Genomic DNA, 25,362 nt, shown 5'->3' on the forward strand with positions numbered 1-25,362 from the left:
GCAGGGGGACTGGACCGGCCGGATGTGCCTGAGGATCGCGTGCCTTGGCGATTAGCCGAGCCGTTCATGCGGTCGTCATTCTATGGCGGAGCAAGGAGCGAAGCGACGCGCGCAGATCATAGAACCCATTCCGCGACGTCAAGGTGTTGCAACGGTGCAGAATTCGCTCCGCTGCATTCTTCGGCGAAAGTAACGGAATGGATCCTCGGGTCTGCGCGACGGAGCTGCGCTCCTGCTTCGCCCGTGGATGACGAAGTTCAGGCGCTGTTGCCAATCCCCAACGTCGGTGAGACTTCCTATGCCTTCTCTCCCGCCTTCGGCCAATAGGTGCCGAAGGACCAGACATTGTCTTCCAGGTCGAGGCAGATGAACTCGCGGCTGCCATAGTCGCGGTCTACCAGTTCCTGGATGATTTTCGCGCCGGCTTGCTTCGCCTTGGCATAGGTGGCATCGGCGTCGTCGACGGCGATGTAGATCGACTTGCCGCCGCCGCCAGGCTCGCCGACCATCTTGCCGTAATCGTCGTGGCGCGCCGTGCCCAGCATGATCATCGAGGAACCGAAAGTGAGCTCGGCGTGGTGGACGATGTCGCCCTCGCCATAGCGGGCGCGCAGTTCGAAGCCGAAGGCCTCGCTGAGCCAGTCGATCATCTTAGCGGCGTTCCTGTAGCGCAGGGCCGGATAGAGACGGGGTGCTTCGTTTGCTGTCGGCATGACAATCTCCCTGTGTCGGTTGATGAATGCCAGCCTGTGCGAAAGCGGTTTCCGCGTCTTGAAGAAATGTTACCTCGGTCAGGCCTACATCGACGCCGCGAGCCCTGTCGGCGTTTCTCCGGCCAACTGACGGAACTCGCGCACCAGATGCGCCTGGTCGGCGTAGCCGCAATCGGCGGCGATGCCGGCCCAGTCGTCTTCCTGCCGCCTGGACAGCGAGAGCGCGCGGTTGAAGCGCACGATGCGCGACAATGTCTTCGGGCCGATGCCGATCGCGTCGGTGAATCTCGCCGCCAGATGCTTGCGGCTCCAGCCGATCTCGCCGGCGAGCGCCGAAACACGGGTGCGGCCGCCCGACATGATGACTGTTCTGTACGCCCAGGCGATTTCGGGCGAAAGCGCATTCGCCTCCGCAAGGCGGCCGGCGATGAAGCCCTCGGCAATGTCGAAGCGCGCGTTCCAATCCGATGCCTCGCCAAGCCGTTCGCGCAATGCCATGCCGTCAAAGCCCAGCGCGTCGTCCAACCCGACCATGCGATCGCGCAACTCGCTCATCGGCAGGCCGAAGAACCGCCTGGCGCCAAGCGGCGTGAAATTGACCTGGACGCAGCAGGAGCCGCCGAAGGATTCGATCATGACCGGCCCAGCATAGAGACCGGCGGCGAAACTGGCGTAGCGATCGTTGTCGCCCGGGCTGTGACCGAGGCCGATGGCGAAGGCTTCGGCGAAGCTGATCACCAGCGGCACGGTCAGCGAGGCATATTCGACGATGTGGAAATGGCCGGGCAATGTCTCGCGATAGCCGCAGATATCCGTGACAATGCCGGCCAGCGAGGCGGAGGGCTTGCGCCGCACCATCTCGAAATGGATGGTGGGAGAGCGGTTATCCTGTCGAAGGCGCTCTGTCTCGTCGGACATGCCGAGAGCCTATCAGAATATGCTCGCAAGAATCAAAAGCGCCCGGCAGGGCCGGGCGCTCCGAGTTGCCTGAGATTGGCTATTAACGGTTAATGCAATTCCGGACGGAAAACTTTTCCTGGAATTGCTTTAGGTGCCGCGCATCAAACAGCCGGCGGCAAGCACGATATAGGCGATGAGCATGATCCAAACGGACGCAAGCGGAATGAATGCAAGAACGCCAAGAGCGGCGATAAGGCCGATGACGGCGATGACCAACGAAATAATGAACACGATCTGGGTGGGCGCACTGAGATTCATGTCTGGTCCCTCCAACCTGATTCGCAACACCCGAATTCTACCAGCATGCGCCTCACATACCAATGAGCTGGCGTAAGGGATTGGCCGGATCGGCCAGCAGCTTCACAGCGAGCGCCAGGCAGACGACCACCAGCAACGGCTTGATCAGCTTGGCGCCGATGCGGATGGCAAGGCTCGCGCCGACAAGGGCGCCGATGAACTGTGCCACGCCCATCATCAAGCCGATCTTCCAGTCGATGACGCCGACGGCGGCAAAGACGACGAAACCGCCGATGTTGGAAGCGAAGTTGAGCAGCTTGGTATGCGCCGTCGCCTTGAGCACGCCGTAGCCGGCAAGGGTGACGAAGGCGAGCATGTAGAAGGAGCCGGCGCCGGGACCGAAGACGCCGTCATAGAAGCCGATCAGCGGCGGGATGATCAGCCCGAACAGGAAAGGCGATAGCCGTTCGGCGCGGTCGACGTCGTCCATGTTCGGCTTCAGCGCGAAATAGAGGGCGATGGCGATCAGCAGCAGCGGCAGCAGGGCGCGCAGGAAATCGCCGGGCACGACTGTCGCCAACAGGGCGCCGACCGCGCCGCCGACAAGTGCCAGCAGCGCCGATGGCAGTTGGCGGCGCAGGTCGACCTGACCGTTGGCGGCATAATGGATGGTGGCCGAGCCGGACCCGAACATGCCCTGCAATTTGTTCGTGCCAAGTGCCGCGACCGGCGAAAAGCCGGCGAGCAGCAGCGCCGGGATCGTGATCAGCCCGCCGCCACCGGCGATCGAGTCGACGAAGCCGGCGGCAAAACCGGCGGCGACGAGAATAAGGACGGTCTGCAGGGTAAGGTCGATCATCGGGGAGGGGTGCCTGGAAGGAAGCCGCAGCTTCCATCACGCTCCACCAGTTTGCGCAAGACCAATTCCACGCTAGATCGGTTCGACGTTTCACGCCGAACCGCCCGTCCTTCGCTTTGGCGCAATTCCGGACGGAAGGCTACGGCGAAGTCGCCGAGCCTAAACGCTTACACTTTTCCTGGAATTGCTCTAACAATCCAACCGGAATCGCAAAGGGAGCTTGGTGGCGATGACGCTGCTCGACCAGATACGTTCGATCTTCGACGGTGACCCGGGTGTGCGCAAGGTGGCGGACGACCCGGTGCTGTCGGCGGAACTCTTGATGCTGTTCCGCATGATCCTGGCCGACGGCTCGGTCTCGGAGAGCGAGATGGTCGTCTTCCGGCATATCTGCAAGGAAGCCTTCGGCATTCCGGAGGCCTCGATCGATAGCGTCATCGAATATCTCAACGATTATGGCTACGAGACCAATGGCTCGCAGGCGATCGCGCTGTTCCGCGACCTCGATGTCGAGCGCCGAAAGCTGCTTGCGCGCCACATGGCCGAGATCGCCAAGGCCGATGCCAGGCTGGCGGAGAGCGAGGTGAAGCTCCTGCGCCGCACGCTCGACCTGCTCGACATCAGCCCCGTCGATTTGGTGAAGCCGGAGAGCTGAACTACCCCTGTTCCTGCATTTTGCGCGCGATCGCACGGTGAAGGTCGGGCGCCGCCGCGACCAGCGCCTGCGCCGCTTCCGAGCGCGGATGGTCGAGCACTTCGGCCGCCCGGCCGCGTTCGACGATCTTGCCCTCATGCATGACCAGCACTTCGTCCGCCATGGCGCGGGCGACCGTCAGGTCATGGGTGATGAAGAGATAGGCGATGCCGAGCTTCTGGTTGAGCTCGGCGAAAAGGTCGAGGATCTGGGCGCGGATCGAGACGTCCAGCGCCGAGACCGGCTCGTCGGCGACCACCAACTTCGGCCGCGTGATGATGGCGCGGGCGATCGACAGGCGCTGGCGCTGGCCGCCGGAGAACTCATGCGGGTATTTGTCCATGTCGCGCCGCCCAAGGCCAACTTCATCGAGCGCATGCGCGACCATCTCGCGGCTCTCAGCCTTTGCCGGCTGCTTTTCCAGAAGATGCAGCGGCTCGGCCACCAGCTTCTCCACCTTCTGGCGCGGGTCGAAGGAGCCGTAAGGATCCTGGAACACCACCTGCATGTCGCGCCGGGCCGGCCTCAGCGCAGATTCCGGCTTGCCGGTGATGGCCTCGCCGCGAAAGCGGATCGTGCCCGCCGTCGGCTTGTCCAGGGCGAGGATCATGCGGGCAAGCGTGGACTTGCCGCAGCCCGAGCGGCCGACCAGCGCCACCGATTGGGCGGGCTCGATGGTGAGCGAGACATCCTCGACGGCGCGGATCGATTGCGCCGGCCGAAACAGGGATATGCGCCGTCCCGGATAGTCCCGGCCGACGTTTTCGACTTCGAGCAAGGGTTTTGCCGAGCCGGCAAGGTGCGGTTTCGGGCGCGCCGGCACATGCATCGAGGCCAACGCCAGCTCTCGCGTGTAGGGATGCTGTTGCTCCGACAGCGTGCGTGCGGTGTCGCCGGCCTCCGTCACCTCGCCGTGACGCAGGATAGTCAGCCGATCGGCCATCTCGGTCACAACCGCGAGGTCGTGCGAGATGAGCAGGAGTCCCATGCGGTTTTCCCTGACCAGATTGCGTAAAAGGTCGAGGATCTGGGCCTGCAGCACCACGTCGAGCGCCGTTGTCGGCTCGTCGGCGATCAGCAATTTCGGTTTAAGCGCGCAGGCGATGGCGATGACCACGCGCTGGCGCTGGCCGCCGGACAGTTCGTGCGGGTAGCGCGACAGCGGGAATTTGGCCTCCGGCAGCCCGACGCGGTCGAGGATCTTTCGCGCGCGCTCCTCCGCTTCGGCGCGGCCCGCCCCGGTGTGCCAGCGGATGCCTTCGGCGACCTGCTCGCCGATGGTCTTGACCGGGTTCAGCGCCGTCATCGGTTCCTGGAACACCATGCCGATGTCATCGCCGCGCAGGGCGCACATCTGGTCTTCGGTCGCGGCAAGGATATCGATGCCGTCGAAGGCGACGCGGCCTTCGGCGCGGGCCAGATGCGGCAAAAGCCGCATGATCGTCAGCGCTGTCATCGACTTGCCGGAGCCGGATTCGCCGACCAGGCCGACCACCTCGCCGGGCGCGATTGTCAGCTCGACGCCTTTCAGGATCGGCGTGTCACCGATCGAAAGCGACAGGTTTTCGATCTCGAGCAGGCTCATCGGCGCCGCCGCGATTTCGGATCGAGGATGTCGGCAATGCCGTCGCCGAGCAGGTTCAGCCCAAGCACGGTGATGACGATCGCCATGCCGGGGAAGATCGCCATCCAGGGTGCGGTCACCATGCGCGTCTGGGCGTCGAACAGCATGCGGCCCCAGCTCGGCATCGGCGGCTGGGCGCCAAGGCCGACATAGGAAAGCCCGGCTTCGGCGAGAATGCCGAGCGCGAACTGGATCGTGCCCTGGACCAGCAGCAGCGTCGCGACGTTGGGCAGGATGTGCTCGATGCTGATGCGCGTCATGCCCTTGCCAGCGGCGCGCGCGGCAAGGATGAACTCGCGCGGCCAGATGGCTAAAGCGCCGGCCCGCGCCACGCGGGCGAAGACCGGGATGTTGAAGATGCCGATTGCGATGATGGCGTTGACGGCGCCCGGGCCGAAGATCGCGGTGATCATGATTGCCGAGAGCAAGGCCGGAAAGGCGAAGACGAGATCGTTGACGCGCATCAGCGCCTCGTCGGCTATCCCGCCGCGCGCCGCCGCGAAGGCGCCAAGCGGCAGGCCGATGCCCATGCCGATGCCGACCGCGACCAGCGCGACAGCGATCGAATTGCGGGCGCCGACCATGATCATCGACAGGATGTCGCGACCGAAATGATCGGTGCCGAACCAGTGCGCCCAGGAGGGCGCCTGCGTCTTGTCGGCGATCACCAGCCTGGTGACGTCGTAAGGCGTCCACAGGAACGAGACGAGCGCGACGGCCACGATCAGCAGCGTGATGACAAGCCCGATCAGGAATGAGCGGTTGCCAAAAGCCTTGGCGAGCACGCGGGCAAGGGTTTCCTCGGGCAGGTCAACGCGCATGGTCATTGCCGGCCTCTGAGGCGTGGGTCGACGATGGCGTAGGAGAAATCGACAACGAGATTGATCAGGATCACGGCGGCAACCAGCAGCATGACGATGCTCTCGACGACGATCAGGTCGCGCTGGGTGATGGCCTGGAAGATCAGCCGGCCCAGTCCAGGCAGGTAGAAGACATTCTCGATGATGATGGTGCCGGCCAGCAGGAAAGCGAATTGCAGGCCGAGGATTGTCAGCACCGGGATCATGGCGTTGCGCAGCGCATGGCGCCAGAGCACGGCGCGATAGGGCAGGCCCTTGGCGCGCGCGGTGCGGATATAGTCCTCGTTGAGCACCTCGATCAGCGCCGAGCGGGCGACGCGCCCCAGGATCGCCGCCTGCGGCAGCGCCAGAGCCACGGCCGGCAAGACCAGAGACTTCAGCGCCGTCCAGATGCCGGCGCCCCAGCCCGGAAAGCCGCCGGCCGGCACCAGGTGCAGCCAGACGGCAAACAGATAGATCAGCATCAGAGCGAACCAGAAATTGGGCACGGCGACACCGAGCTGGGCGGCGCCCATGGCCAGCGTGTCGCCGGCCCGGCCCTGCCGGCTGGCCGAGAACACGCCGACCGGAATGGCGATGATGGTCGAGAGCGCCAGCGCGATCAGCGCCAGCGGCAGGGAGACGGCGACGCGCTCACGCACGAGGTCGATGACAGGCACCGAATAGGTGTAGGAGCGGCCGAAATCGAGGCTGAGCAAGCCCGCCGCCCAGTGCAGGTAGCGCAGGACCAGCGGCGCGTTCAGCCCCATCTGGTCGCGCAGCACCTCGACCTGGTCGGCGCTGGCATTGAGGCCCAGCATCAGGCGCGCCGGGTCGCCGGGCAGGATCTCCATGACCGCGAACACCACCATCGAGGCCAGCACCAGTGTGAGGGCCGCGATGATCAGGCGCTTTACGAGGTATGCGGTCATGGGAGGCGATCGGGCGATCGCGCCGGCCTCAATCCGTCCACTTCACCTTGGTGAGATCGTCAGCCTCGATCGGCCAGTTCGTCCACATGCCCTGCAGCTTGGCGTCCCAGACGCCAATCTTGGGCAGCTCGAACAGGTAGACGGCGGGCACGTCGTGCGCGAGAATCCTCTGGGCCTCACCCAGCAGCTCCAGCCTCTTGTCCTTGTCGACCGTGGTGCCGAGCTCCTTGATGACATCGTTGAACTTCGGATTGTCATACTGGAAATAGTAGCCGGGCCGCGAATAGATATCGATGTCGTTTGGCTCGACATGGGAAACGATCGTCAGGTCGTAGTCCTTGTTGGTGAAGACCTGGCTCAGCCACTCCGCCCATTCGACCGGAATGATCTGCAGATTGACCCCGATCTCCTTCAGTTGGGACTGAATCACCTGGCCGCCATCGCGTGCGTAAGGTACGGGCGGCAGCTTGATCGTGGCCGAAAAGCCGTTCTCCAACCCCGCTTCCTTCAGATACTTCTTGGCCTTGGCGATGTCGTGCGGGTAGACGCCGGTGAGATCGACATAGCCCGCATCGCCTGGCGAAAAATGAGAGCCGATCGGCTTTCCAAGACCGTTCGAGGCTGCGTCGATGATGGCGCTGCGATCGATCGCCGAGGCGAGCGCCTGCCGAACCGCAAGCTTGTCGAAAGGTGGCTTCTTGTTGTTGATCGACAGGATTGTCTCGCCCTCGGTCGAGCCGATCACGACGCTGAAGCGCGGATCGGACTGGAGCTGTGCAAGCGCGTCTTGCGCGGGCATGTTGGCGAAAGCCTGGATGTCGCCCGAGAGCAATGCGGGGACAGCCGCGGCCGCGTCCGGCACGATACGGAATGTCGCCTTGTCGAGCGCGGCGGGCGTACCCCAGTAGTCCGGGTTCTTGACGAGCGTGATCTCGGAGCCTTTGGCCCAGTGATCGAGCTTGAATGGACCGGTGCCGATCGGCTTGTCCTTATTGCCGTCGGCCGACCCCTTCGCCACGATCACCGCCGCAACCTGGCCCATGTCGTAGAGGAAACTGCCCTGCGGCCCGTCGAGAGTGACCTTGACGGTCGACGGATCGACCGCCGTGACATCGGTGATGTGCGCAAAGAGCTGCTTTTGCGGATTGAGCGAATCCTTGGCGCGCGCTCGGTCCAGCGAGAATTTCACGTCGTCGGCGCTGAAGGCCGAGCCATCGTGGAACTTCACGCCGGAATGCAGCTTGAACGTGTAGACCTTGCCGTCGTCGGAGACGGCCCAGCTCTCGGCGAGAGCGGGCTGGACCTGGCCGTTGTCGTCGATGCGCGTCAGCCCTTCGAAGACATTGGCATAGGTGACTTCGCCGATGGCAGCGGCCGCGCCGGCGGTCGGATCGAGATGCGGCGGCTCGAGCACGATCCCGAGCGTGAGATCGGTGCGCGCGGCAAAGGCCGACGTGGCGGCGGCAAGCGACAGCGCGGCCGCGGCCAGGATGGTCTTCCACAGTTTCATCACTGAACTCCCATTTGCTCAAACGTGCTCAAGCTGGCGGATAGAAGCGTGATTTCGCGCGCGAGTAAATCGCGTTTCATGCTGCCTTGCCGCGCCGGGGGAAATGTTTTTCCCACCCGTCGTCCCGATCAGTCCGTCGTTCCTCTCAAAAGCACATTGAGGCCGATCGCCATCACCTTGGCCGATTCCACCATGTCGGCGATGCCCACCCATTCGTCCGGCCTATGGGCGAGGTCGAGAATGCCCGGGCCATAGGCGATGCAGTCATAGAGGTGGCCGATGCGCGCGACATGCTTCTGGTCGTAGGTGCCGGGCGAGATCACATAGTCGGGCTCGCGCTCGAACACCGCCATGATGCCTTTCGCGACAGCCTGCACCACCGGCGCGTCGCGCTCGGTCATCAGCGGCAGAACCTCCATCAGGTCGCGGATCTCGTAGTCGAATTTCTTGCGCTCGCGCTTCAGCCGCTCGAGGATGTCCGTGACTTCGCCTTTGACGGCGGCGATGTCCTCTTCGAGCAGGAAACGCCGGTCGATGGTGAGCCGGCAGGAATCCGGCACGTTGGGCGAGGGAAGCCCCGGCCGGAAATCCTCGGTCTGGCCGCCATGGATGGAATTGATGTTCATGGTCGAGCGCCGGGCGCCCTCCGGCACCACAGGCATGCGCGTCATCTTGTGGTCGAGCGCCGGGAATAATTCCTCCTCGAAGGCCTGCAGGACGGCGCCCATATGGCGCACCGCATTGTCGCCGAGGAACGGCATCGAGCCGTGCGCGATCTCGCCCTTGGTCTCGATCTCGGCCCACCAGACGCCGCGATGGCCAAGGCAGATGCGGTCCTTGTTCAGCGGCTCGGGGATGATGACGTGGTCGACTTTCGGCTTCGAGAAATAGCCGAGCCGCGCCAGATGGGCGACGCCGCCGAAACCGCCGGATTCCTCGTCCGCCGTGCCCGATATCTCGATGGCGCCCGGAAAATCTGGATAGACCTCCATGAAGGCCTCGACAGCGATGACGGAGGCGGCCAGGCCGCCTTTCATGTCGCAGGCGCCGCGGCCATAGACCCTGCCGTCCTTCACCACGCCGGCAAAGGGATCGACGGTCCAGCCGTCGCCGGCCTCGACCACGTCGATATGCGAGTTGAAGTGCACGCAGGGGCCGGGCGAGCGACCGTCGAAGCGGGCGACGACATTGACCCGCGGGTAGCGGTCGCAGTCGCCGGGCGCGCCTTCGGCACGGATGAACTCGGTTTCGAAGCCGCGTTTCCTGAGACGCGCGCCAAGGAACTCGGCGCATGGCCGGTAGGCCTCGCCTGGCGGGTTGACGGTCGGAAAGCGGATCAGGTCCACGGTCAGCGCAACGAGGTCGTCGACCCGGTCCTCGACCGCCTTGAGAAGTCGTTCATTCATGCGGCGGATTGAAGAAGGAACGCAGCACTTTTGCAAGCAACCAGTCGCTCATTGCCACACAACGACCGAAGCATGGACCAACGCCTCGCCTAAACTTCAGAGGGTGCGTGGCGACGCGGCAACTATACCGCGAAAATCGTTCAAATTCGTCGCATTGGATTGGCGGAATCGTCAAGGAGTGTGTGGTACTTAACGCATCTGCCGGCAAAAAGATGGAAAAACCGCGCGAATGGCAGGGGGCAATCAAAGGGGTTTGATCGCATGAAAAAGTTCGTTCTCATGGCAACCATGCTGGCAACCGCGTTGTTCGGCATGTCCGTCGCAAGCCGGGCGGCCACGCTGGTCGCCAATATCGACGTCTCGTCGCAGACCATGACCGTCAGCAAATATGGCCAGGTGGTCTATCGCTGGAGCGTGTCGACCGCGCGCAAGGGCTACTTCACGCCGCGCGGCAGCTATCGGCCGCAATGGACCGCCCGGATGTGGTATTCGCGCAAGTATGACAACTCGCCGATGCCCTATTCGGTGTTCTTCCACGGCGGCTACGCCATTCACGGCACCGGGTCGGTGAGAAACCTCGGGCGCCCGGCCTCGCATGGCTGCGTGCGCCTGCATCCGGCCAACGCCGCCACCTTCTATGCGATGGTCAAGGAAGTCGGCTTCGGCAACACGCGGATCGTCGTCGCCAACTGATCCGGGACGGCGGAGCGACCGATTACTGGCCGGCTGTCGCCTTCGCCTGTCCACGCTTGCGGCGACGCCCGCTGATTTCCCAGCGCTTGTGGAACCACATCCACTGTCCAGGGTCCTCACGCACCCAGCGCTCGACCACATCGGTGAGCAGCTGGGTGGTGGCAGCGACGTCGACACTGCCGCTTTCGGTGCGCGGCAAGGTCAGCCTGTCCTCTATTTCCAGACGGAAGCGGTTGCCCGGCAGCCTGACGCAGCGGGCGGGGTAGACATCGCAGTCATAGTGACGGGCCAGCATGCCGAGCATCGGGTTGCTCTGGCACGGGCGGCCGAAGAAAGTCGTCTCCACGCCGCCCGAGAATTTCTGATCGACCAGCACGCCGATATTGCCGCCCCTCTCCAGGATGGCGGCAAGGGCGAACGACGCGCCGGCGGCGGAGGGCAGCAGGGCGCCCATCGAGGAGCGGCGCGTCGAGTGGATGTAGTCGGCCAGATAGGGGTTGTTCGGCGGGCGAAACAGCGCCGTGATGTTCATGCCGAACGTGGCGGCGGCCACCGGCAGCAACTCGAAATTGCCGAGATGGCCGGTGAACAGGATATGTGGCTTCTTCTCATCGGCGATCTCGAGGAAATGCTCGACGCCGCGCACCTCGACCCGGCCCGGCTTCGAAGCGTTCGGATCGAAGTCGAACAGCGCGTCGAGGAAGATGTACTCGGCCGCGAGGCGGGCCATGTTGCCCCACATGTCGCGCGCGATGGCTTCGATCTCGGCGTCGCTCTTTTGCGGATAGGCAAGGCGCAGATTGTTGACCGCAACGCGATGGCGCCCGACCATCGGACCGATGCGGCGGGCGATGCGGTCGGCGAAATTGAGCGCGCTGTCCGGCGGTAGAAGGCGCAGCAGCGAGAGCAGAACGATCGCGAGCTTAGCGACCAGCCAATGCTCCAGCTGGCGCAGTCGCCGGCCGTAGCGGAACATGAAGTCCCGGCGGGCTTTCCTGAGCACCTTGCCGACCATCTTGTCTTAGGAAACGCGCAGGATGATCTTGCCGAAGACGTCGCGGCCTTCCATGCGCTTCAGCGCGGCGTCGATGTCGTCGAAGCCGACTTCGGTATCGATGACCGGGGCAACGAGCCCCGCCGCCATCTTCTGCATGGCGTTGGCCATGTTCTCCATGCGGCAGCCGAAGGAGCCGAGCAGTTTCAGCTGCTGCTGGAAGAGCTGCATCAGGTTGACCTGCGTCGACACGCCGGAGGTCGAACCGCAGGTGACGAGACGGCCGCCGCGCTTCAAGGACAGCATGGAGCCGGCGAAGGTGTCGGCGCCGACATGCTCGAACACGACATCGACGCCCTTCTTCCTTGTCAGCTTGCGCACCACGCCTTCGAAACGATCCTCGCGGTAGTTGATGACATGGTCGGCGCCGAGCGCCTTGGCCTTGTCGCTCTTGTCGTTCGAGCCGACCGTGGTGATCACCGTGCAACCCATCTTCTTGGCGAGTTGGATGGCAGCAGAGCCGATGCCGGAGCCGCCGGCATGGACGAGAATGGTTTCGCCCGGTTCCAGCTTCGCGTTGTCGAACAGCATGTGCTCGACCGTGCCGAAGGTGACCGGCGCGACCGCCGCGCCGATTTCGGTGACGCCGGGAGGCGCGGGCACCAGCAGGCGCGCCGGCAGATTGATCTTTTCCTGGGCAAAGCCGTCGAGATGGAAGCCATGGACGCCGGAAACATGCTCGCAGAGATTGTCGCGGCCTTCGCGGCAGGCACGGCAGAGCCCGCAGGTGCGCGCGCCGTAGATCGACACCAACTGTCCCGGCAGAAGGTTGGAGACGCCCGGTCCGACCGCCTCGACCTCGCCGGCGGCCTCGGCGCCGACGACCAGCGGCAACTTGCGCTTGGCAAACGCCATGCCGCGCCAGCCCCAGACGTCGATATGGTTGAGCGCCACCGCCTTGATGCGGAGCGTCACTTCGCCCTGCGAAGGCGGCGGGGGAGGCGGCAGGTCCACCGTTTCAAGGCGGCGGTCCTCGATAAGTTGCAATGCGCGCATGTGGCCTGTCAGGTTCTGCTCTAAAGCGCGATGCGCTTTAGTTTCTTTGTTTATGCATGTCGTTGTAGCAAAACCGATTTCACTTTTGCGCGACATGCATTAGCGGAAAAAATCCGCTTAGACCGGTTCCCGCGCCATGACAAGGCAGGTGTTCTGGCCGCCGAAGCCGAAGGAATTCGACAAAACCGTGCCGACCTCGGCGTTGCGCTTCTTGTTCGGCACGACATCGAGCACGATAGCCGGATCGGGATTGTCGTAGTTGATGGTCGGCGGGATGACGCTTTCGCGCATGGTCAGCAGCGAAAAGGCGGCCTCGACCGCGCCGGCGGCCGACAGCGTGTGGCCGATCATCGACTTGTTGGACGAGATCGGCATCGAGCCGATGCGCTCGCCGAAGACGGTGGACAGCGACAGGTGCTCCATCTTGTCGTTTTCAGGCGTCGAGGTGCCGTGCGCGTTGACGTAGTCGATCTCGTCTTCGCCGAGGCCCGCGTCGGCCAGGGCGGCGCGCACGGCAGCGATAGCCGGCGAGCCATCGGGCTTGGAGCGGGTGCGGTGGAAATCGTCGGCCTTTTCGCCGCAGCCGCGCATGATGCCGAGGATCGTCGCGCCGCGCGCAAGGGCGGCTTCCAGCGATTCCAACACGAGCGCGCCGGAGCCTTCCGCCAGCACGAAGCCGTCGCGGTCCTTGGAGAAGGGTTTTGAGGCCTTCTCGGGGATATCGTTGTGGGTGGAAAGCGCCGAGAGCAGCGAGAAGCGGATCAGCGCTTCGGCGGTTGCCGAGCCGTCGGCGCCGATCGACAGCGCCTTGTCGCATTCGCCGCGCCGGATCGCCTCGACCCCGAGCTGGATGGCGGTGGCACCCGAGGCGCAGGCGGTCGACAGCGTGATCGGCAGTCCGCGCGTGCCGAAGCGGTCGGCCAGGCGATCGGCGATCGAGCCGAACTGCGTGGTCTCGAAGACATCCAGTTCCTTCAACCCGCGCGCCACGCGCAGCAACCTTTCGGCACCAGCGTCCTGCTTGTCGGAATTATAGAGCGAGAAGCGGTCGGCCCAGTCGAGCTCGACCGGCGGCGAGGCCAGGAACAGCGGGCCACCGAAATCGCCGGACTCCAACCCAGCTTCCGAGACGGCCTCCTGGGCCGCGGTCTCGGCCAGCTCGTAGGTGAGGTGGCTGGCGCCCTTGGAGCTCGACGGCAGGAAGTCGACCATGCCGGAAATGCGGGTGTTGAGCTGATCGACCGGAAAGCGGGTGATCGGATGGATGCCGGATTTGCCCGAGGTCAGCGCCGCCCAGTTTTCTTTCTTGCCGACGCCGAGCGAGGTCACCACGCCGATGCCGGTCACGGCGACGATAGGCCTGCCCATATGGTCTCGGAGATTGGCCATGTTTGCGTCTCTTTCTAGGCGGCCTTGATCAGCCCCAGGCCCTCGAATTGGTGATAGCCGATCGCCGTTGCAAGGACGCTATTGGGCGCGCCCTCGAATTGCCGTTCCGCTGTGGCATCGAAGACAGGGTAGGCGGCCTTGCGGTCGACGGCCATTGCCGCGAGCGCAACCGCAAAGGGGAATTGAGCCTCCTTCATATGGCCGGTCAATGTCGAGAAGGCGCGCACGGCCAAGGCCGAGTTGCCGTCGAGCATCGCCTTTTCGGCCGCCGTGGCGGCGTGGGCGCCGGAAGCGGCGGAAATCGTCAGCAGATCGCCGTCGGGAAGGGCGGCCTGCTTCAGCAATGCGGCGATTTCGGCATTCAGTTCGCCGCGCCGGCGCCTGGCGCGGCCGGAGATGACGGGGCCAAGCTCGGCGTAGATCTTGCGGCCGCGGTTTTTTGCGTGCTCGCGCTGTTCCAGCACCAGGAAGGCGCCGCCGGAGCCCGTCACCACACCGCCACCTTCGGCGCCCTGGCGTTGCCAGACCGGCTTCCATGGGCCGCGATGCAGGTAACCGGCGAGCTCATAGCCGAGCAGCATGTCGGAATGCTCGGTCTGAAAGGCACCGCCGACCAGAACATGGGTCGACTGTCCCGAGCGGATGCGCGCGGCCGCCGTCTCGACGGCCGAGACGCCGGCGCCTTCCTCGCCCATGAAGGTGCGGGAGGAGCCGGTGACCTTGTGAACGATCGAGATGTTGCCGGCGAGCAGGTTGGAGAGCTGGGCCAGGAACAGCGTCGGCCGCAGTTCCGTGGTCAGCTTCTCGTTGAGCAGCACGTCGCGGTCGTTGCGGCTCTCGGAGGCCGCGAGGATCGCGGCATCGACGGCTTCGTCGCGCTCGCCGCCACCGGCCGCCACCACCATGTCCATGGTCGCGCAAAGCTCGTCGTCGCCCTTGATGCCGGCGTCATCCAGCGCCAGGCCGGCGACATAGGTGCCGAGGCGCTGCCAGGTTTCCATCTGGCGCTGGTCGCCGCGCTTGGCGATCTGCAGGTTCCAGTCGATCTCGGGCAGGGGATGGATGGTGTAAGGCGCAAAGCGCTCTGCCTCGAGCACCGGCTCAAGGCCCGGTCGGGTGAGCTTCTGCCAATGCGCATCCGGACCCTCTCCAAGCGAAGAGACAAGGCCGATGCCGGTGATGACGACGTCGTGAGAACTCATGGGCGGCCGTTGTGGGTCAGCTGGCAGGGCGCGTCAAGACCGCGCCCGAGCCGGCTCAGGCGGCCTTGGCCGCGACCAGCGCGTCGATCTTGGCGCACAGGTTCTTCATGACGAAGTAGTCGTCGGTCGAGGCCTTGCCGTCATTGACCTCCTGCGTCCACTTCTCGAGCGGCACCTTGATGCCGAATTCCTTGTCGATGGCAAAGACGATGTCGAGGAAATCGAGGCTGTCGATGCCGAGATCGTCGATCGTGTGGCTCTCGGGCGTGATGGTGTCGATATCGATCTCGCTGGTGTCGGCAATGATCTTGGCGACTTTCTCGAACGTGGTGGACAAGGGCTCTTCCTTCGGTTGCGGGCGGAATCTGTCCGCATCTTGTTTGGGCGCTGTCTAATCGGTTTTTCCCGGCAGGAAAAGGCCTGATGCGCCGGGGCAGATGGGATGCCGGCTTTGGGAACGCAAGAAGGGCCGCCGGTCTATCCGGCGGCCCTTCCCATTTTACGCGGCGTCAGCTTTCTATTCCGATGCATGTCGTTGTTCCAAAACCGGAACCACTTTTGGGCGACATGCGTCAGTCGCGGAGCTTGACCAGGTCGTTGAGCAGCCCGCCCGTCCCGTTGTGGACGGTGAGCCGCTCGACCTTGCCGGCGATGGTTTCGAGAGCCTCGAGCTCCTTCAGCCGCAGCATCACCGGGTTCTCGGCCATCACCTTGGCCGTGTTGAGCAGCGAACGCGTGGCGTTCGTCTCCTCGCGGCGGCGGATGACGTTGGCCTCGGCCTGCTTCTCGGCCGCGACCACCTGGTTGAGGATCTCGCGCATATCGCCCGGCAGGATCACATCCTTGAGGGCGATATCGCTGACCTCGACGCCGATCGCGGCCATGTCGTCGCGCACCTTGGCCGCCGCGTCCTCGTCGACCGTCACCCTCTTGTCGAGGATCTGGTCGAGCGTGAGCGCGCCAAGCGTCTTGCGGAAGGCATACTGCAGGGCGCGGTAGAGGGCTTCCGAGAAGTCCTTCACCGTGCTCACCGCCTTGACCGGATCGACGACCCGGTATTCGGCGGCGATGTTGACGCGGATCGTCACGCGATCCTTGGTCAGCATTTCCTGCCCCGCGACATCGAGCGACTGGCGCTTGATGTCGACGACCTTCACCTGGACCATGCGCCCGACATTCCAGAAGGCGTGCACGCCCGCTTCAAGCGTGCGGGCGAGGACGCCGTCCACAAAGAGCAGCCCGACCTGACCGTCCACGACCGGATTGACGAAGATGTGCTCCGTCTTCCGGGCCTGGCCGATCCGGCGCATCAAGCCCGGATCGACGGCGAGATCGGCCGCCGTGTCGACAGACGTCACCTTCCACGGTCCGGCATCGGTCCAAAGCACGAGCTTGCGATCCGCAGCCAGAATAGCGTGGAGGGCGCCGTCGCGCTCGATGACAGCGACATCCGTGCGCCCGGTGCGGGCGACGGTGAAATGACGCGCGGCCACGTCCGGGAGCTTGTCGAACAACGCCTTCTCGTAAGCCGAGACGAATTCCGGGTTCTTCAGGTCGTGCCTGGAGATTTCCAGGTTTCCGCGCCGGTTGGCGAGCCAATGCTCGCCCGGCATCAGGATTGCCTGGATCTCGCCCTTGTAGAGGGCGACGGCACGTTCACTTTCCTTCACGAGGACGCGCTGGCGTCCAAGAAGCTTTGCGAGAATGGTCTTCATTGTCTTACTCCTGTCGGGCATGGCCCCATGCGAGGCGTCACGTCATGCGTCGAAGCGTCCTTTCGTTTCTCGTTTCACGTCGTCGTACTTCATCTTCCCGGGCACGAATGATCCGGGGACCGGTGGCATCGATCCGCGGCGGGCCCTCGGGAGCGGATCGCGGGGCGGCGAAGCGGGCGCCGGAAGCCGAAGCTTCCCTTGCCGGCCGCGCCGCGCCTTGATCGTCACCGCGGGCCTGGCCGCGAGCCGATGGCGCAGAACATCGCGGCCCGGCAAGGCCGAAGCCCTGCCGTCCGTGAAGTCCTCGCATTCCGGTCCCCGGACCGTTTTCGGATGGGGTATCAGGCCAATGGAGAAGGATTCGAACCTTCGACAGTCAGATTACAAGTCTGATGCTCTTCCAGCTGAGCTATCCGTGATGCAGATGACGGGACTCGAACCCACAACCTCCGGATTATGTCCGGCGCTCTCCCAGTTGAGCTACATCCGCGATCCCAATCCCCGAAACGGCGCCGTACACAGCGCGGCAAAGCCGGCTGCGCGGGCGGAGACGAAAGCTCCAACCGTTGTGCTCGCTTCGGTTTTCGTGACCGGGAGCGCGCCTATAGACCCTGCGACGGGTTGTCGCAAGCGGCATTGTCGCGGCGGATGTGCGGCTTCTTCCGGATGTGGCATTTCGGCCACGGTAGCGAGCCGCGCGGGCCGGCGCCCTCAGAACGTGACGCGGCCGAGCACCTTGAGGGCGTCGCCTTCCGGCACCACAACCACGGCTTCGCCCTCGCGCGGCGCTACGCCGGTGAGCGCCTCGATGTTTTCCACATGCGTGACCAGCACCAGATTGTCGGAGCCGGAATAGCCGCGGATTTCCTTCATGACCGCTTCCATTTGCGCGGCCTTCTCGGCCGGGTCGGTTTTCAGCAGGTCGAGCGGCGCGAAGGGCTGCGGCTCGGATTCGAAAGCGATGCGGGCAGTGTCGAGGCAGCGGCAGTAGCGGCTCGAGAGCACGTGATCGATCGGAGCCGCGCGGGCCGCGAACAGCGCGCCGATGCGGCTTGCCTGCTGCTTGCCGCGCTCCGACAGGTTGAGCTGCGTGGCGCAATTGCCGATGTCGAAATTGGCCGGGTCGGCAGCTCCGGTGACGAAGGCATGGCGAAGCAGCACGACATGGCCGCCGTCGCGCAGCAACGCCCAGCCGGCGTCCGTCGCGTGGGCAAGGCTCGGACCGGCCAGGAGAAAAAGCGCCAGAACAATTCGCAGCATCGGAAGTCCTTTGGCGGCCCAGCGGGGCCAAGACCGTGATCGGCATATAGGGATCGCAAAGCCGGCCGGAAAACAAGCAGAGGCCCTGGAGATAGGCGCGCGGCGCCAATTGCATGGCGAACAGGGCTCGCCTATCACGGGAAAAATGTCTCCGCCCAGAAAATGACTCCGCTCACCGAAACCGTCCTCTTCGTCTTTAGCCTTGTTGCGCTCGGCTATCTGGCCGGGCTCACCGGCTATCTGAGGCCGGCGAGCGGGGAGGGCATTTCCGAATTCGCCGTCAACGTGGCGATGCCGTTGCTGCTGTTCCAGACCATGGTCAAATCGGACTTCCATGGCGTCACGCCTTGGTCGCTGTGGGGCGCCTATTTCGCGGCCGTGGCCATCACCTGGGCCGCGGGTCATCTGGTGATGACGCGGCTGTTCAGGCGAGATGCGCGCGCGGGCATCGTCGGCGGCGTGTCGTCGGCCTATTCCAATGTCGTGCTGCTCGGCGCGCCCTTCATCCTCGGCATCTTCGGCGCGAGCGGCTTCGAGGTGCTGTCGCTGCTGGTCTCGGTCCACCTGCCGATCATGATGATGGCCTCGATCGTGCTGTTCGAGATGTTCGGGCGCGGCAGCGGCGAGACGATCCATCCGCTGCGCGTCGTCAAAAGCTTCCTCAGGCGGCTGTTCATCAATCCGCTGATCATCGGCATCCTGGCGGGGCTCGCCTGGCGCCTCACCGGCGCGGCGCTGCCGGACCTTATCGAACGGCTGGTCGATACGCTCGCCGACACGGCCGGTCCGGTGGCGCTGTTCGCCATGGGGCTCAGCCTGCGCCGCTTCGGCATCTCCGGCAATATCCGGCCGGCGCTGGCGCTGTCTGGACTGAAACTGTTCCTGATGCCGGCGCTGGTGCTGGCCTTCGTGTGGCTGCTCGACCTGCCGCCGCTGACTGCCAAGGTCGCCGTGGTGGTTGCAGCACTCCCTTCGGGCATCAATTCCTACCTGATCGCCGTCCAGTTCAACACCGGCCAGGCGCTGGCCTCGAACCAGATGACGCTTGCCACCGCAAGCGCGGTGGTGACCACGTCGTTCTGGTTGACGGTGGTGATCCACGTCTTCGGATAAGGGATGTCGTTATTCAGGTGAGGCCGGCCTGCAAACACCGATTTCCTGCGCTTCCGGTGCTCACGTACTTTAGGTACGCTCCGCTCCGGTTCTCGGAAATCGCTATTTTCGGCTCGGCCTGACCTGAATCTCAACATCCTCGACCAATCTCGCACGCAAGCAATCCGCGCTCGCTTTTGCTGGCCCAACCCCTATATGCCATCTTGTGATTGCTTGCCCGCCTTTCCCTAGGTAAGAGCAATGCGCCAGCGTGCGGCTAGCGAGCACGCTTCAAAGGATATCCAGAAAAACGGCCGATCAGCGCGCCGAACGGAGGCCAGACCATGCTTCAGAAAACCAGTCATTTCATGCGCCAGGCCAATCTCATCAATGGTGAATGGGTGCAGGCCGACAGCGGCCAGACCATCGACGTCAACAATCCGGCGACGGGCCTCAAGATCGGCACCGTGCCGAAGGCCGGCAAGGCGGAGACTCGCCGCGCCATCGAGGCGGCCGAGGAAGCCTTCAAGAGCTGGCGCAAGACCACCGCGCTCGAGCGCTCGAAGCTCCTGCGCAAGCTGCATGACGCGATGATGGACAATCAGGACGTGCTGGCCGAACTGCTGACCATCGAGCAGGGCAAGTCGCTCGCCGAATCCAAGGGCGAGATCGGCTCGGCCGCGGCCTACATCCTGTGGTTCGCCGAGGAAGGCCGCCGGGTCTATGGCGACATCGTGCCGTCGCCATGGGGCGACCGCCGCATCCTGGTGACCAAGGAGCCGGTCGGCGTCATCGCCGCCATCACGCCGTGGAACTTCCCGTCCTCGATGCTCGCCCGCAAGATCGGCCCGGCTTTGGCCGCCGGCTGCACGGCGGTGGTCAAGCCCGCCTCGCAGACGCCTTATTCGGGCCTCGCCTGGGGCGCGCTGGTCGAGGAAGTCGGCTTCCCGAAAGGCGTCGTCAATGTCGTGACAGGTTCGGCTGGCGAGATCGGCGACGAAATCTGCGCCAATCCGCTGGTCAAGAAGATCACCTTCACCGGCTCGACCGAGGTCGGCAAGATCCTCATCCAGAAGTCGGCAACGACGGTCAAGAAAGTGTCGATGGAGCTCGGCGGCAACGCACCGTTCCTGGTCTTCGACGATGCTGATGTCGACCGCGCGGTGGCCGGCGCCATCACTGCCAAGTACCGCAACTCCGGCCAGACCTGCGTTTGCACCAACCGCTTCCTCGTGCAGGCCGGCATCTACGACAAGTTCGTCGAGAAGCTCGCCGCCGCCAGCAACAACCTCAAGGTCGGCTCGGGCCTGGAGGAAGGCGTGCAGCAGGGGCCGCTGATCGACGAGAAGGCTGTCGAGAAGGTCGAGGAGTTCATCGCCGACGCAACCTCGAAGGGCGGCAAGGTCGTCGCCGGCGGCAAGCGCCATGCGCTGGGCGGCTCCTTCTTCCAGCCGACGGTCATTGCCGACGCCACGCCGAAGATGCGCTTCATGAAGGAAGAGATCTTCGGGCCGATCGCGCCCGTGTTCAAGTTCGAGACCGAGGAAGAGGCGGTCGCCTTGGCCAACGACACCGAGTTCGGCCTCGCCGCCTATTTCTACACCGGCGATCTCGGTCGCGCTTTCCGGGTGATGGAAGGCCTGAAATACGGCATGGTCGGCGTCAATGAAGGCCTGATCACCACGCCCGAGGCGCCGTTCGGCGGCGTCAAGGAATCCGGTCTCGGCCGCGAAGGCGGGCATCAGGGCATCGAGGACTATCTCGATACCAAATATGCCTGTTTCGGCGGCCTCGGACTCTGATATCGATCCCTGGGATAGGGCAGGCGTTTGGCCTGCCCTTGCCGGATGATGCGCCATCGGCCTAAATCCACGGATCAGGAAATGACATTTCGGGCATGGCGATGAAAGACGGCGAGGTCTTCGGCACGACGCAGGCGGGCGAGGCTGTGCGCCGCTTCACCATTCGCGGCGGCGGCATCACCGCCAACATCATCGGGCTTGGCGCCATCGTCCAGGATCTCAGGCTGAGCGGCCACGATGCGCCGCTGGTGCTGGGCTACGACCGTTTCGAACCCTACGAGACCGACCGCGCCTTCTTCGGGGCGGTAGTCGGACGCTTCGCCAACCGCATCGGCGGCGGCCGCTTCACCATCGCCGGCAACCGCTACCAGACCGAGCAGAATTTTCTCGGCAAGCACACGCTGCATGGCGGCTCGGAAGGCTTTTTCCACCGGCCATGGACCGTCTCGCTGCACGGCCGCGATTTCGTGACGCTGACATTGCACGATCCGGACGGCGCCATGGGATTCCCGGGCGCGCTCGACGTCACCTGCACCTACCGGCTGAAGATCCCCGGCACGCTCAGCATGGAACTGACCGCGACCTGCGAGGAGCCGACGCTCTGCAACCTCGCGCAGCACTCCTATTTCAATCTCGACGATGGCGGGGCGGGCGACATCCTCGACCATCGGTTGATGCTCAACGCCGGCGCCTACACGCCCGTCGATGACGAGATGATCCCGACCGGCGTGGTGAAGCCGGTCGACGGCACGCCTTTCGATTTCCGGCAGGCGCGGGCGCTGCGCATGGAAATGGAAGGCGAGCAGCTTCGCTATGACCTGAATTACTGCCTGGCCTCCAGCCGCGGGCCGCTACACCAGGCTGCCTGGGTGCAAGGCGCCAATTCCGGCGTCGAGATGGAAGTGTGGACCACCGAACCGGGACTGCAGCTCTATAGCGGTCAGTTCGTCGCGCCGACATCGCCGGGGCTCGACGGCCGCCGCTACAGGGCGTTTTCGGGCCTCTGCCTCGAAGCGCAGACCTGGCCTGACGCGCCGAACCGGCCCTATTTCCCGCAGGCGACGCTGTGGCCGGGACAGATCTATCATCAGGTGACGGAATATCGGTTCCGGCTGCCTTAAAGTTCTAGGGTATTGAAGTGATGCCCGCCTAAGCTTCGATGGAGCTTAACTGTCGAAGGCTGCCCTCAACGTATCGAACGGGGCAAGCGCGCCGCGAACCTGCACGACCGCGGCGGCGACTTTATGCGCGCGGCGAGCGGCGGCGTCGGGCGCATGGCCGGCAAGCCGCGCAGCGAGATAGCCGCCGTTGAAGGAATCACCAGCGCCGGTGGTGTCGACAGGGGCGGCCACATGCACCGCGTCGACAGTTTGTAAAACGCCGTTCAGCGCAATCAGGGCCGGCTGCTCGCCATTCTTGACCACGACCTCGCCGGTCAGCTTGGCAAGGCGCTCCGCCGTCGCCCGCGGCGTCGGATCCCCGAACAGCATCTGCTCGTCAGGAAAAGTCGGCAGCGCGATGTCGGCCACGGCAAGCGCATCGATGATCGCGGCTTGGGCTATCTCACGGCTTGGCCACAGACGCGGCCGGTAGTTCGGGTCGAAGGCGACGAGCGAGCCGGCGGCCCGGGCCGCAACTATGGCCGTCAGCAAAGTTTTCCGCGGGGCCTCGTCCAGAATTGCCAGGGTGATTCCGGAAAGATAGACAAGCGCCTGGTTTTCAAGGTTTTTCGCGAGTGCTGCCGGATCGGAGGCAAGCTGGCGCGCGGCCGCGTCGCTTCGCCAGTAGGTGAAGGCGCGCTCGGCCCCGGTGAGCGTTATGGCGTAAAGGCCGGGGCGCGCGCCGGCAATGATTGGACTGTTGCCGACGCCTATGCCGTTCTCGGCAAGGAAGGCAATCTGATCGCGCGAGAAGGGGTCGTCGCCGAAGGCCGACACGTAGGTCGCGGGCCGATCCGGGCTCAAGGCGTGCAACGCCCAGAGGGTGTTGAAGGTATCGCCGGCAAAACCCATGCGCCAGTTCGGGCCGGTCTGGCCCGACAGTTCCAGCATGCATTCGCCGATCGACGCGATACCCTTGGCCATGCGGGCTTGTCCCTTCCTAAGATATTGTTGCTGTAGCTTTTTGCGGCCGGCAGCGCCATGCTTGGCTAGCGGCGAATTTTGCGCCAGAAGCGATTTCCCACAGGCAGGGCGGGACGCGACAAGCGAACCGCGACGTTAACAGCCGAAGAGGAACGGGTTTGGCATCGATATGGCGTTACATTCTTGCGGGTCTCGGCCTGGCCGCTCTGCTGGTCGGCATCGTGGCCGCGGTCTATCTGATGCTGCCGCAATCGGCGTCCGGCCCGGACATTTCACGCTCCAAGAAGACGGCGAACGGCCTGTTCGTCGCGAGCTTCGAGCCGGAGCGCGGCGTGATCCGGCAGGGCGAGCTGCAGTCCTGGCTGCTGACGCTGAAGACCGCCGCCGGCGCGCCGGTGGAGGGGGCAGCCATCACCGTCTCCGGCGGGATGCCGCAGCACGACCACGGCCTGCCGACCAGTCCGCAGGCGACCGATTACCTCGGCGACGGACGCTACCGCATCGACGGCGTGAAGTTCACGATGAGCGGCTGGTGGCAGCTGCACTTCGGTATTTCGGCGGCGGCCGGGTCCGATTCCGTCGTCTTCAACGTCGTGTTGTGAGCGGGCGATGAGACGGCTGGCCAGCGTTGCAGGTCTGCTCGCATTGGCGACGCTTTTGCTCCTCGGCGGTTGCGGCAAGCCGCAGTTCAGCGATGCGGAGAAGAAGACCATCGCCTCACTGGCGTTGAACACCTTGCCCTCGCTCAAACCCGACACCACGAACCAGTATGCGGATGTGCCGGCGGCCGCCGCGCTTGGCTCGACGCTGTTCTTCGATGTCGGCATGAGCCGCGACGGGACGGTGTCCTGCTCGACCTGCCACAAGATCGACCGCCAGTTCCAGGACGACCTGCCGCAGGCGGTCGGCGTCAGCCGCACCAACCGCCGCACCATGCCGCTGGCAGGCGTGGCGCGCGATCCCTGGTTCTTCTGGGACGGCAGGCGCGACAGCCTGTGGGCGCAGGCGCTGACGCCGCTGGAAAATCCGCTGGAGCAGGCGGGAAACCGCGCCGCCTTCGCGCATTACATCAAGAAGCGGTTCGGCGAGCGCTATGAACGCATCTTCGGGCCGCTGCCGGACCTTTCGACCGTGCCGGCCAACGCCAGCCCGCTCGGCACGGATGCCGAGAAGGCGGCGTGGAACGCCATGCCCGCCGGCCAGCAAGACGACGTCAACCGCGTCTATGCCAATATCGGCAAGGCGATCGCCGCCTTCGAACGCTCGATCGAGCCTCGGCAAACGCGCTTCGACCGCTTCGCCATCGATCTGGCCACCGGGGCAGCGCCGCAAGGCGACGCCGCGTTCTCGCCGGAGGAGATTCTCGGGCTGAAGCTGTTCATCGGCAAGGCCAACTGCGTGACCTGCCACAATGGTCCGCGCTTCACCGACAATTCCTTCCACAACACCGGCGTGCCGCCGGTCGAAGGGCTGCCGCCGGACCGCGGGCGCGTCGATGCGGTGGCGCAGGTCGAGGCCGACCCGTTCAACTGCTTCGGCAAATTCCGCGACGGCGACGAAAGCGCCTGCCGCGAGCTGCGCTTCATGGTCAAGGACGGTCCGCAGATCATGCGCGCCTACAAGACGCCGTCGCTCAGGGGCGCCGCAAGCCGGCCGCCCTACATGCATGCCGGCCAGTTCTCGACACTCGACGAGGTGGTTGCGCATTATTCGAAAGCGCCGCTTGCCGTCGAAGGCGTTTCCGAAGTGCACCCGCTCGACCTTTCCGAGCGCGAGCGGGCGGCGCTGATAGCTTTCCTGAAAACGCTGTCGGATTAGCGATCCTTCACCGTCTCCATCGCCACGAAGGTCGACGTCTGGGCGACATGGGGCAGGGCCGAGATGCGCTCGCCGAGCACCCGCCGATAGGCGGCGATGTCGGTGGTGCGGACCTTCAAGAGATAATCGAAGCTCGACGCCATCATGTGGCACTGCTCGATCTCCGGCACGCCCTGCACCGCGCGGTTGAACGCGTCCAATGCCGCCGAGCGCGTGTCCGACAGCTTCACCTGGACGAAGGCGACATGGCCTTCGCCCATGCGTTCACGGTCGATGACGGCGCGGTAGCCTCTGATATAGCCGTCCTTCTCCAGCCGCTTCACGCGCGCCTGAACCGGTGTCTTCGACAGGCCGACCTTGCTTGCGAGTTCCGACATGGAAAGCCGGCCGTCGCGCCCAAGCGCGGCCAGGATGTTGCGATCGATGCGGTCCAATTGGTCTTCAATCATCGATATTGCAGTCAATACGATTGAAAGGATACCT

The 25,362-nt window shown here is 64.4% G+C and carries 25 protein-coding genes and 2 tRNA genes; 7 read left to right on the forward strand and 20 right to left on the reverse strand.

The genetic code is table 11. The annotated features are described in order from the left end of the window. Positions 1-296 precede the first annotated feature (296 nt). The 4 genes from FJ424_RS26695 to FJ424_RS26710 form a co-directional block, all read right to left on the reverse strand. The gene (locus tag FJ424_RS26695) at positions 297-713 is read right to left on the reverse strand and encodes a VOC family protein (protein WP_140653480.1); all 417 of its coding nucleotides are present in this window, start codon (positions 711-713) and stop codon (positions 297-299) included. Between the two features lie 84 nt (positions 714-797). Next, the gene (locus FJ424_RS26700) at positions 798-1,631 is read right to left on the reverse strand and encodes an AraC family transcriptional regulator (RefSeq protein ID WP_140653478.1); all 834 of its coding nucleotides are present in this window, start codon (positions 1,629-1,631) and stop codon (positions 798-800) included. 129 nt (positions 1,632-1,760) lie between these two features. Continuing rightward, a complete protein-coding gene (locus tag FJ424_RS26705) occupies positions 1,761-1,931 on the reverse strand; it encodes a hypothetical protein (protein ID WP_140653476.1) in 171 nt (56 codons plus the stop codon). A gap of 52 nt (positions 1,932-1,983) precedes the next feature. Then, positions 1,984-2,769 (reverse strand): TSUP family transporter, encoded by a 786-nt coding sequence (locus tag FJ424_RS26710; protein ID WP_140653474.1) that lies wholly within the window; start codon positions 2,767-2,769, stop codon positions 1,984-1,986. A gap of 223 nt (positions 2,770-2,992) precedes the next feature. Here FJ424_RS26710 and FJ424_RS26715 point away from each other — a divergent pair, with 223 nt between their 5' ends. Then, positions 2,993-3,424 carry a TerB family tellurite resistance protein gene (locus FJ424_RS26715; RefSeq protein ID WP_140653473.1) on the forward strand — a complete coding sequence of 144 codons (432 nt, stop codon included), beginning with the start codon at positions 2,993-2,995 and terminating at the stop codon, positions 3,422-3,424. A gap of 1 nt (position 3,425) precedes the next feature. On the opposite strand, the gene FJ424_RS26720 is transcribed toward FJ424_RS26715, so the two are convergent. The 5 genes from FJ424_RS26720 to FJ424_RS26740 all read right to left on the reverse strand — a co-directional run bounded on the left by FJ424_RS26720 (position 3,426) and on the right by FJ424_RS26740 (position 9,774). Beyond that, positions 3,426-5,048: a dipeptide ABC transporter ATP-binding protein gene (locus FJ424_RS26720; RefSeq protein WP_140653471.1), complete on the reverse strand. Its 1,623-nt coding sequence runs from the start codon at positions 5,046-5,048 to the stop codon at positions 3,426-3,428. Then, positions 5,045-5,914 (reverse strand): ABC transporter permease, encoded by an 870-nt coding sequence (locus FJ424_RS26725; protein ID WP_140653470.1) that lies wholly within the window; start codon positions 5,912-5,914, stop codon positions 5,045-5,047. The genes FJ424_RS26720 and FJ424_RS26725 overlap by 4 nt, the downstream gene beginning before the upstream one ends. After that, positions 5,911-6,858, reverse strand: a complete 948-nt coding sequence (locus tag FJ424_RS26730; protein ID WP_140653468.1) for an ABC transporter permease — start codon at positions 6,856-6,858, stop codon at positions 5,911-5,913. Before FJ424_RS26730 ends, FJ424_RS26725 begins: the two co-directional genes overlap by 4 nt. 28 nt (positions 6,859-6,886) lie before the next feature. Continuing rightward, positions 6,887-8,368: an ABC transporter substrate-binding protein gene (locus FJ424_RS26735; RefSeq protein WP_140653466.1), complete on the reverse strand. Its 1,482-nt coding sequence runs from the start codon at positions 8,366-8,368 to the stop codon at positions 6,887-6,889. A gap of 128 nt (positions 8,369-8,496) precedes the next feature. Continuing rightward, positions 8,497-9,774, reverse strand: a complete 1,278-nt coding sequence (locus FJ424_RS26740; protein ID WP_140653464.1) for an acetylornithine deacetylase/succinyl-diaminopimelate desuccinylase family protein — start codon at positions 9,772-9,774, stop codon at positions 8,497-8,499. A gap of 261 nt (positions 9,775-10,035) precedes the next feature. Between FJ424_RS26740 and FJ424_RS26745 the strand changes: the two genes are divergently transcribed. Beyond that, positions 10,036-10,467, forward strand: a complete 432-nt coding sequence (locus FJ424_RS26745; RefSeq protein WP_140653462.1) for a L,D-transpeptidase — start codon at positions 10,036-10,038, stop codon at positions 10,465-10,467. A gap of 22 nt (positions 10,468-10,489) precedes the next feature. Here the strand turns inward: FJ424_RS26745 and FJ424_RS26750 are convergent, their stop codons facing one another. From FJ424_RS26750 to FJ424_RS26790, 9 genes are all read right to left on the reverse strand, one after another. After that, complete coding sequence (locus FJ424_RS26750) at positions 10,490-11,482, reverse strand: lipid A biosynthesis lauroyl acyltransferase (protein ID WP_140653460.1); 993 nt, start codon at positions 11,480-11,482, stop codon at positions 10,490-10,492. A 6-nt stretch (positions 11,483-11,488) separates the two neighbouring features. After that, on the reverse strand, positions 11,489-12,517 hold the full coding sequence (locus FJ424_RS26755) for a zinc-binding dehydrogenase (protein ID WP_140653446.1): 1,029 nt from the start codon (positions 12,515-12,517) through the stop codon (positions 11,489-11,491). Between the two features lie 117 nt (positions 12,518-12,634). After that, on the reverse strand, positions 12,635-13,906 hold the full coding sequence (locus FJ424_RS26760; protein WP_140653444.1) for a beta-ketoacyl-ACP synthase: 1,272 nt from the start codon (positions 13,904-13,906) through the stop codon (positions 12,635-12,637). A gap of 14 nt (positions 13,907-13,920) precedes the next feature. Further along, entirely contained in the window at positions 13,921-15,108 is a 1,188-nt protein-coding gene (locus FJ424_RS26765) for a beta-ketoacyl-ACP synthase (protein WP_140653442.1), read from the reverse strand. 55 nt (positions 15,109-15,163) lie between these two features. Next, positions 15,164-15,445 carry an acyl carrier protein gene (locus FJ424_RS26770; protein WP_027167184.1) on the reverse strand — a complete coding sequence of 94 codons (282 nt, stop codon included), beginning with the start codon at positions 15,443-15,445 and terminating at the stop codon, positions 15,164-15,166. Between the two features lie 235 nt (positions 15,446-15,680). Beyond that, positions 15,681-16,823 carry a slipin family protein gene (locus FJ424_RS26775; RefSeq protein WP_140653440.1) on the reverse strand — a complete coding sequence of 381 codons (1,143 nt, stop codon included), beginning with the start codon at positions 16,821-16,823 and terminating at the stop codon, positions 15,681-15,683. A 346-nt stretch (positions 16,824-17,169) separates the two neighbouring features. Then, a tRNA-Thr gene (locus tag FJ424_RS26780) sits at positions 17,170-17,237 on the reverse strand. Between the two features lie 5 nt (positions 17,238-17,242). Further along, a tRNA-Tyr gene (locus FJ424_RS26785) sits at positions 17,243-17,313 on the reverse strand. 221 nt (positions 17,314-17,534) lie between these two features. Further along, positions 17,535-18,083 (reverse strand): histidine phosphatase family protein, encoded by a 549-nt coding sequence (locus tag FJ424_RS26790; RefSeq protein WP_140653438.1) that lies wholly within the window; start codon positions 18,081-18,083, stop codon positions 17,535-17,537. Between the two features lie 162 nt (positions 18,084-18,245). On the opposite strand from FJ424_RS26790, the gene FJ424_RS26795 reads away from it, so the two are divergent. The 3 genes from FJ424_RS26795 to FJ424_RS26805 all read left to right on the forward strand — a co-directional run bounded on the left by FJ424_RS26795 (position 18,246) and on the right by FJ424_RS26805 (position 22,098). Further along, complete coding sequence (locus FJ424_RS26795) at positions 18,246-19,196, forward strand: AEC family transporter (protein ID WP_140653436.1); 951 nt, start codon at positions 18,246-18,248, stop codon at positions 19,194-19,196. A gap of 323 nt (positions 19,197-19,519) precedes the next feature. Then, on the forward strand, positions 19,520-20,977 hold the full coding sequence (locus FJ424_RS26800) for an NAD-dependent succinate-semialdehyde dehydrogenase (RefSeq protein WP_140647661.1): 1,458 nt from the start codon (positions 19,520-19,522) through the stop codon (positions 20,975-20,977). Between the two features lie 95 nt (positions 20,978-21,072). Beyond that, on the forward strand, positions 21,073-22,098 hold the full coding sequence (locus FJ424_RS26805; protein ID WP_140653424.1) for an aldose epimerase family protein: 1,026 nt from the start codon (positions 21,073-21,075) through the stop codon (positions 22,096-22,098). A gap of 45 nt (positions 22,099-22,143) precedes the next feature. On the opposite strand, the gene FJ424_RS26810 is transcribed toward FJ424_RS26805, so the two are convergent. Continuing rightward, positions 22,144-23,061, reverse strand: coding sequence for a sugar kinase (locus FJ424_RS26810; protein WP_140653423.1), 918 nt, complete (start codon positions 23,059-23,061; stop codon positions 22,144-22,146). A gap of 158 nt (positions 23,062-23,219) precedes the next feature. On the opposite strand from FJ424_RS26810, the gene FJ424_RS26815 reads away from it, so the two are divergent. Beyond that, a complete protein-coding gene (locus tag FJ424_RS26815) occupies positions 23,220-23,663 on the forward strand; it encodes a FixH family protein (RefSeq protein ID WP_140647664.1) in 444 nt (147 codons plus the stop codon). 7 nt (positions 23,664-23,670) lie between these two features. Further along, positions 23,671-24,879, forward strand: a complete 1,209-nt coding sequence (locus FJ424_RS26820; protein ID WP_140653421.1) for a cytochrome c peroxidase — start codon at positions 23,671-23,673, stop codon at positions 24,877-24,879. On the opposite strand, the gene FJ424_RS26825 is transcribed toward FJ424_RS26820, so the two are convergent. Further along, positions 24,876-25,328: an Lrp/AsnC ligand binding domain-containing protein gene (locus tag FJ424_RS26825; protein ID WP_140653419.1), complete on the reverse strand. Its 453-nt coding sequence runs from the start codon at positions 25,326-25,328 to the stop codon at positions 24,876-24,878. The genes FJ424_RS26820 and FJ424_RS26825 overlap by 4 nt on opposite strands. Between the last annotated feature and the right edge of the window lie 34 nt (positions 25,329-25,362).

This window comes from Mesorhizobium sp. B3-1-8, from assembly GCF_006439495.1.
In the GTDB taxonomy this organism is placed as follows: domain Bacteria; phylum Pseudomonadota; class Alphaproteobacteria; order Rhizobiales; family Rhizobiaceae; genus Mesorhizobium.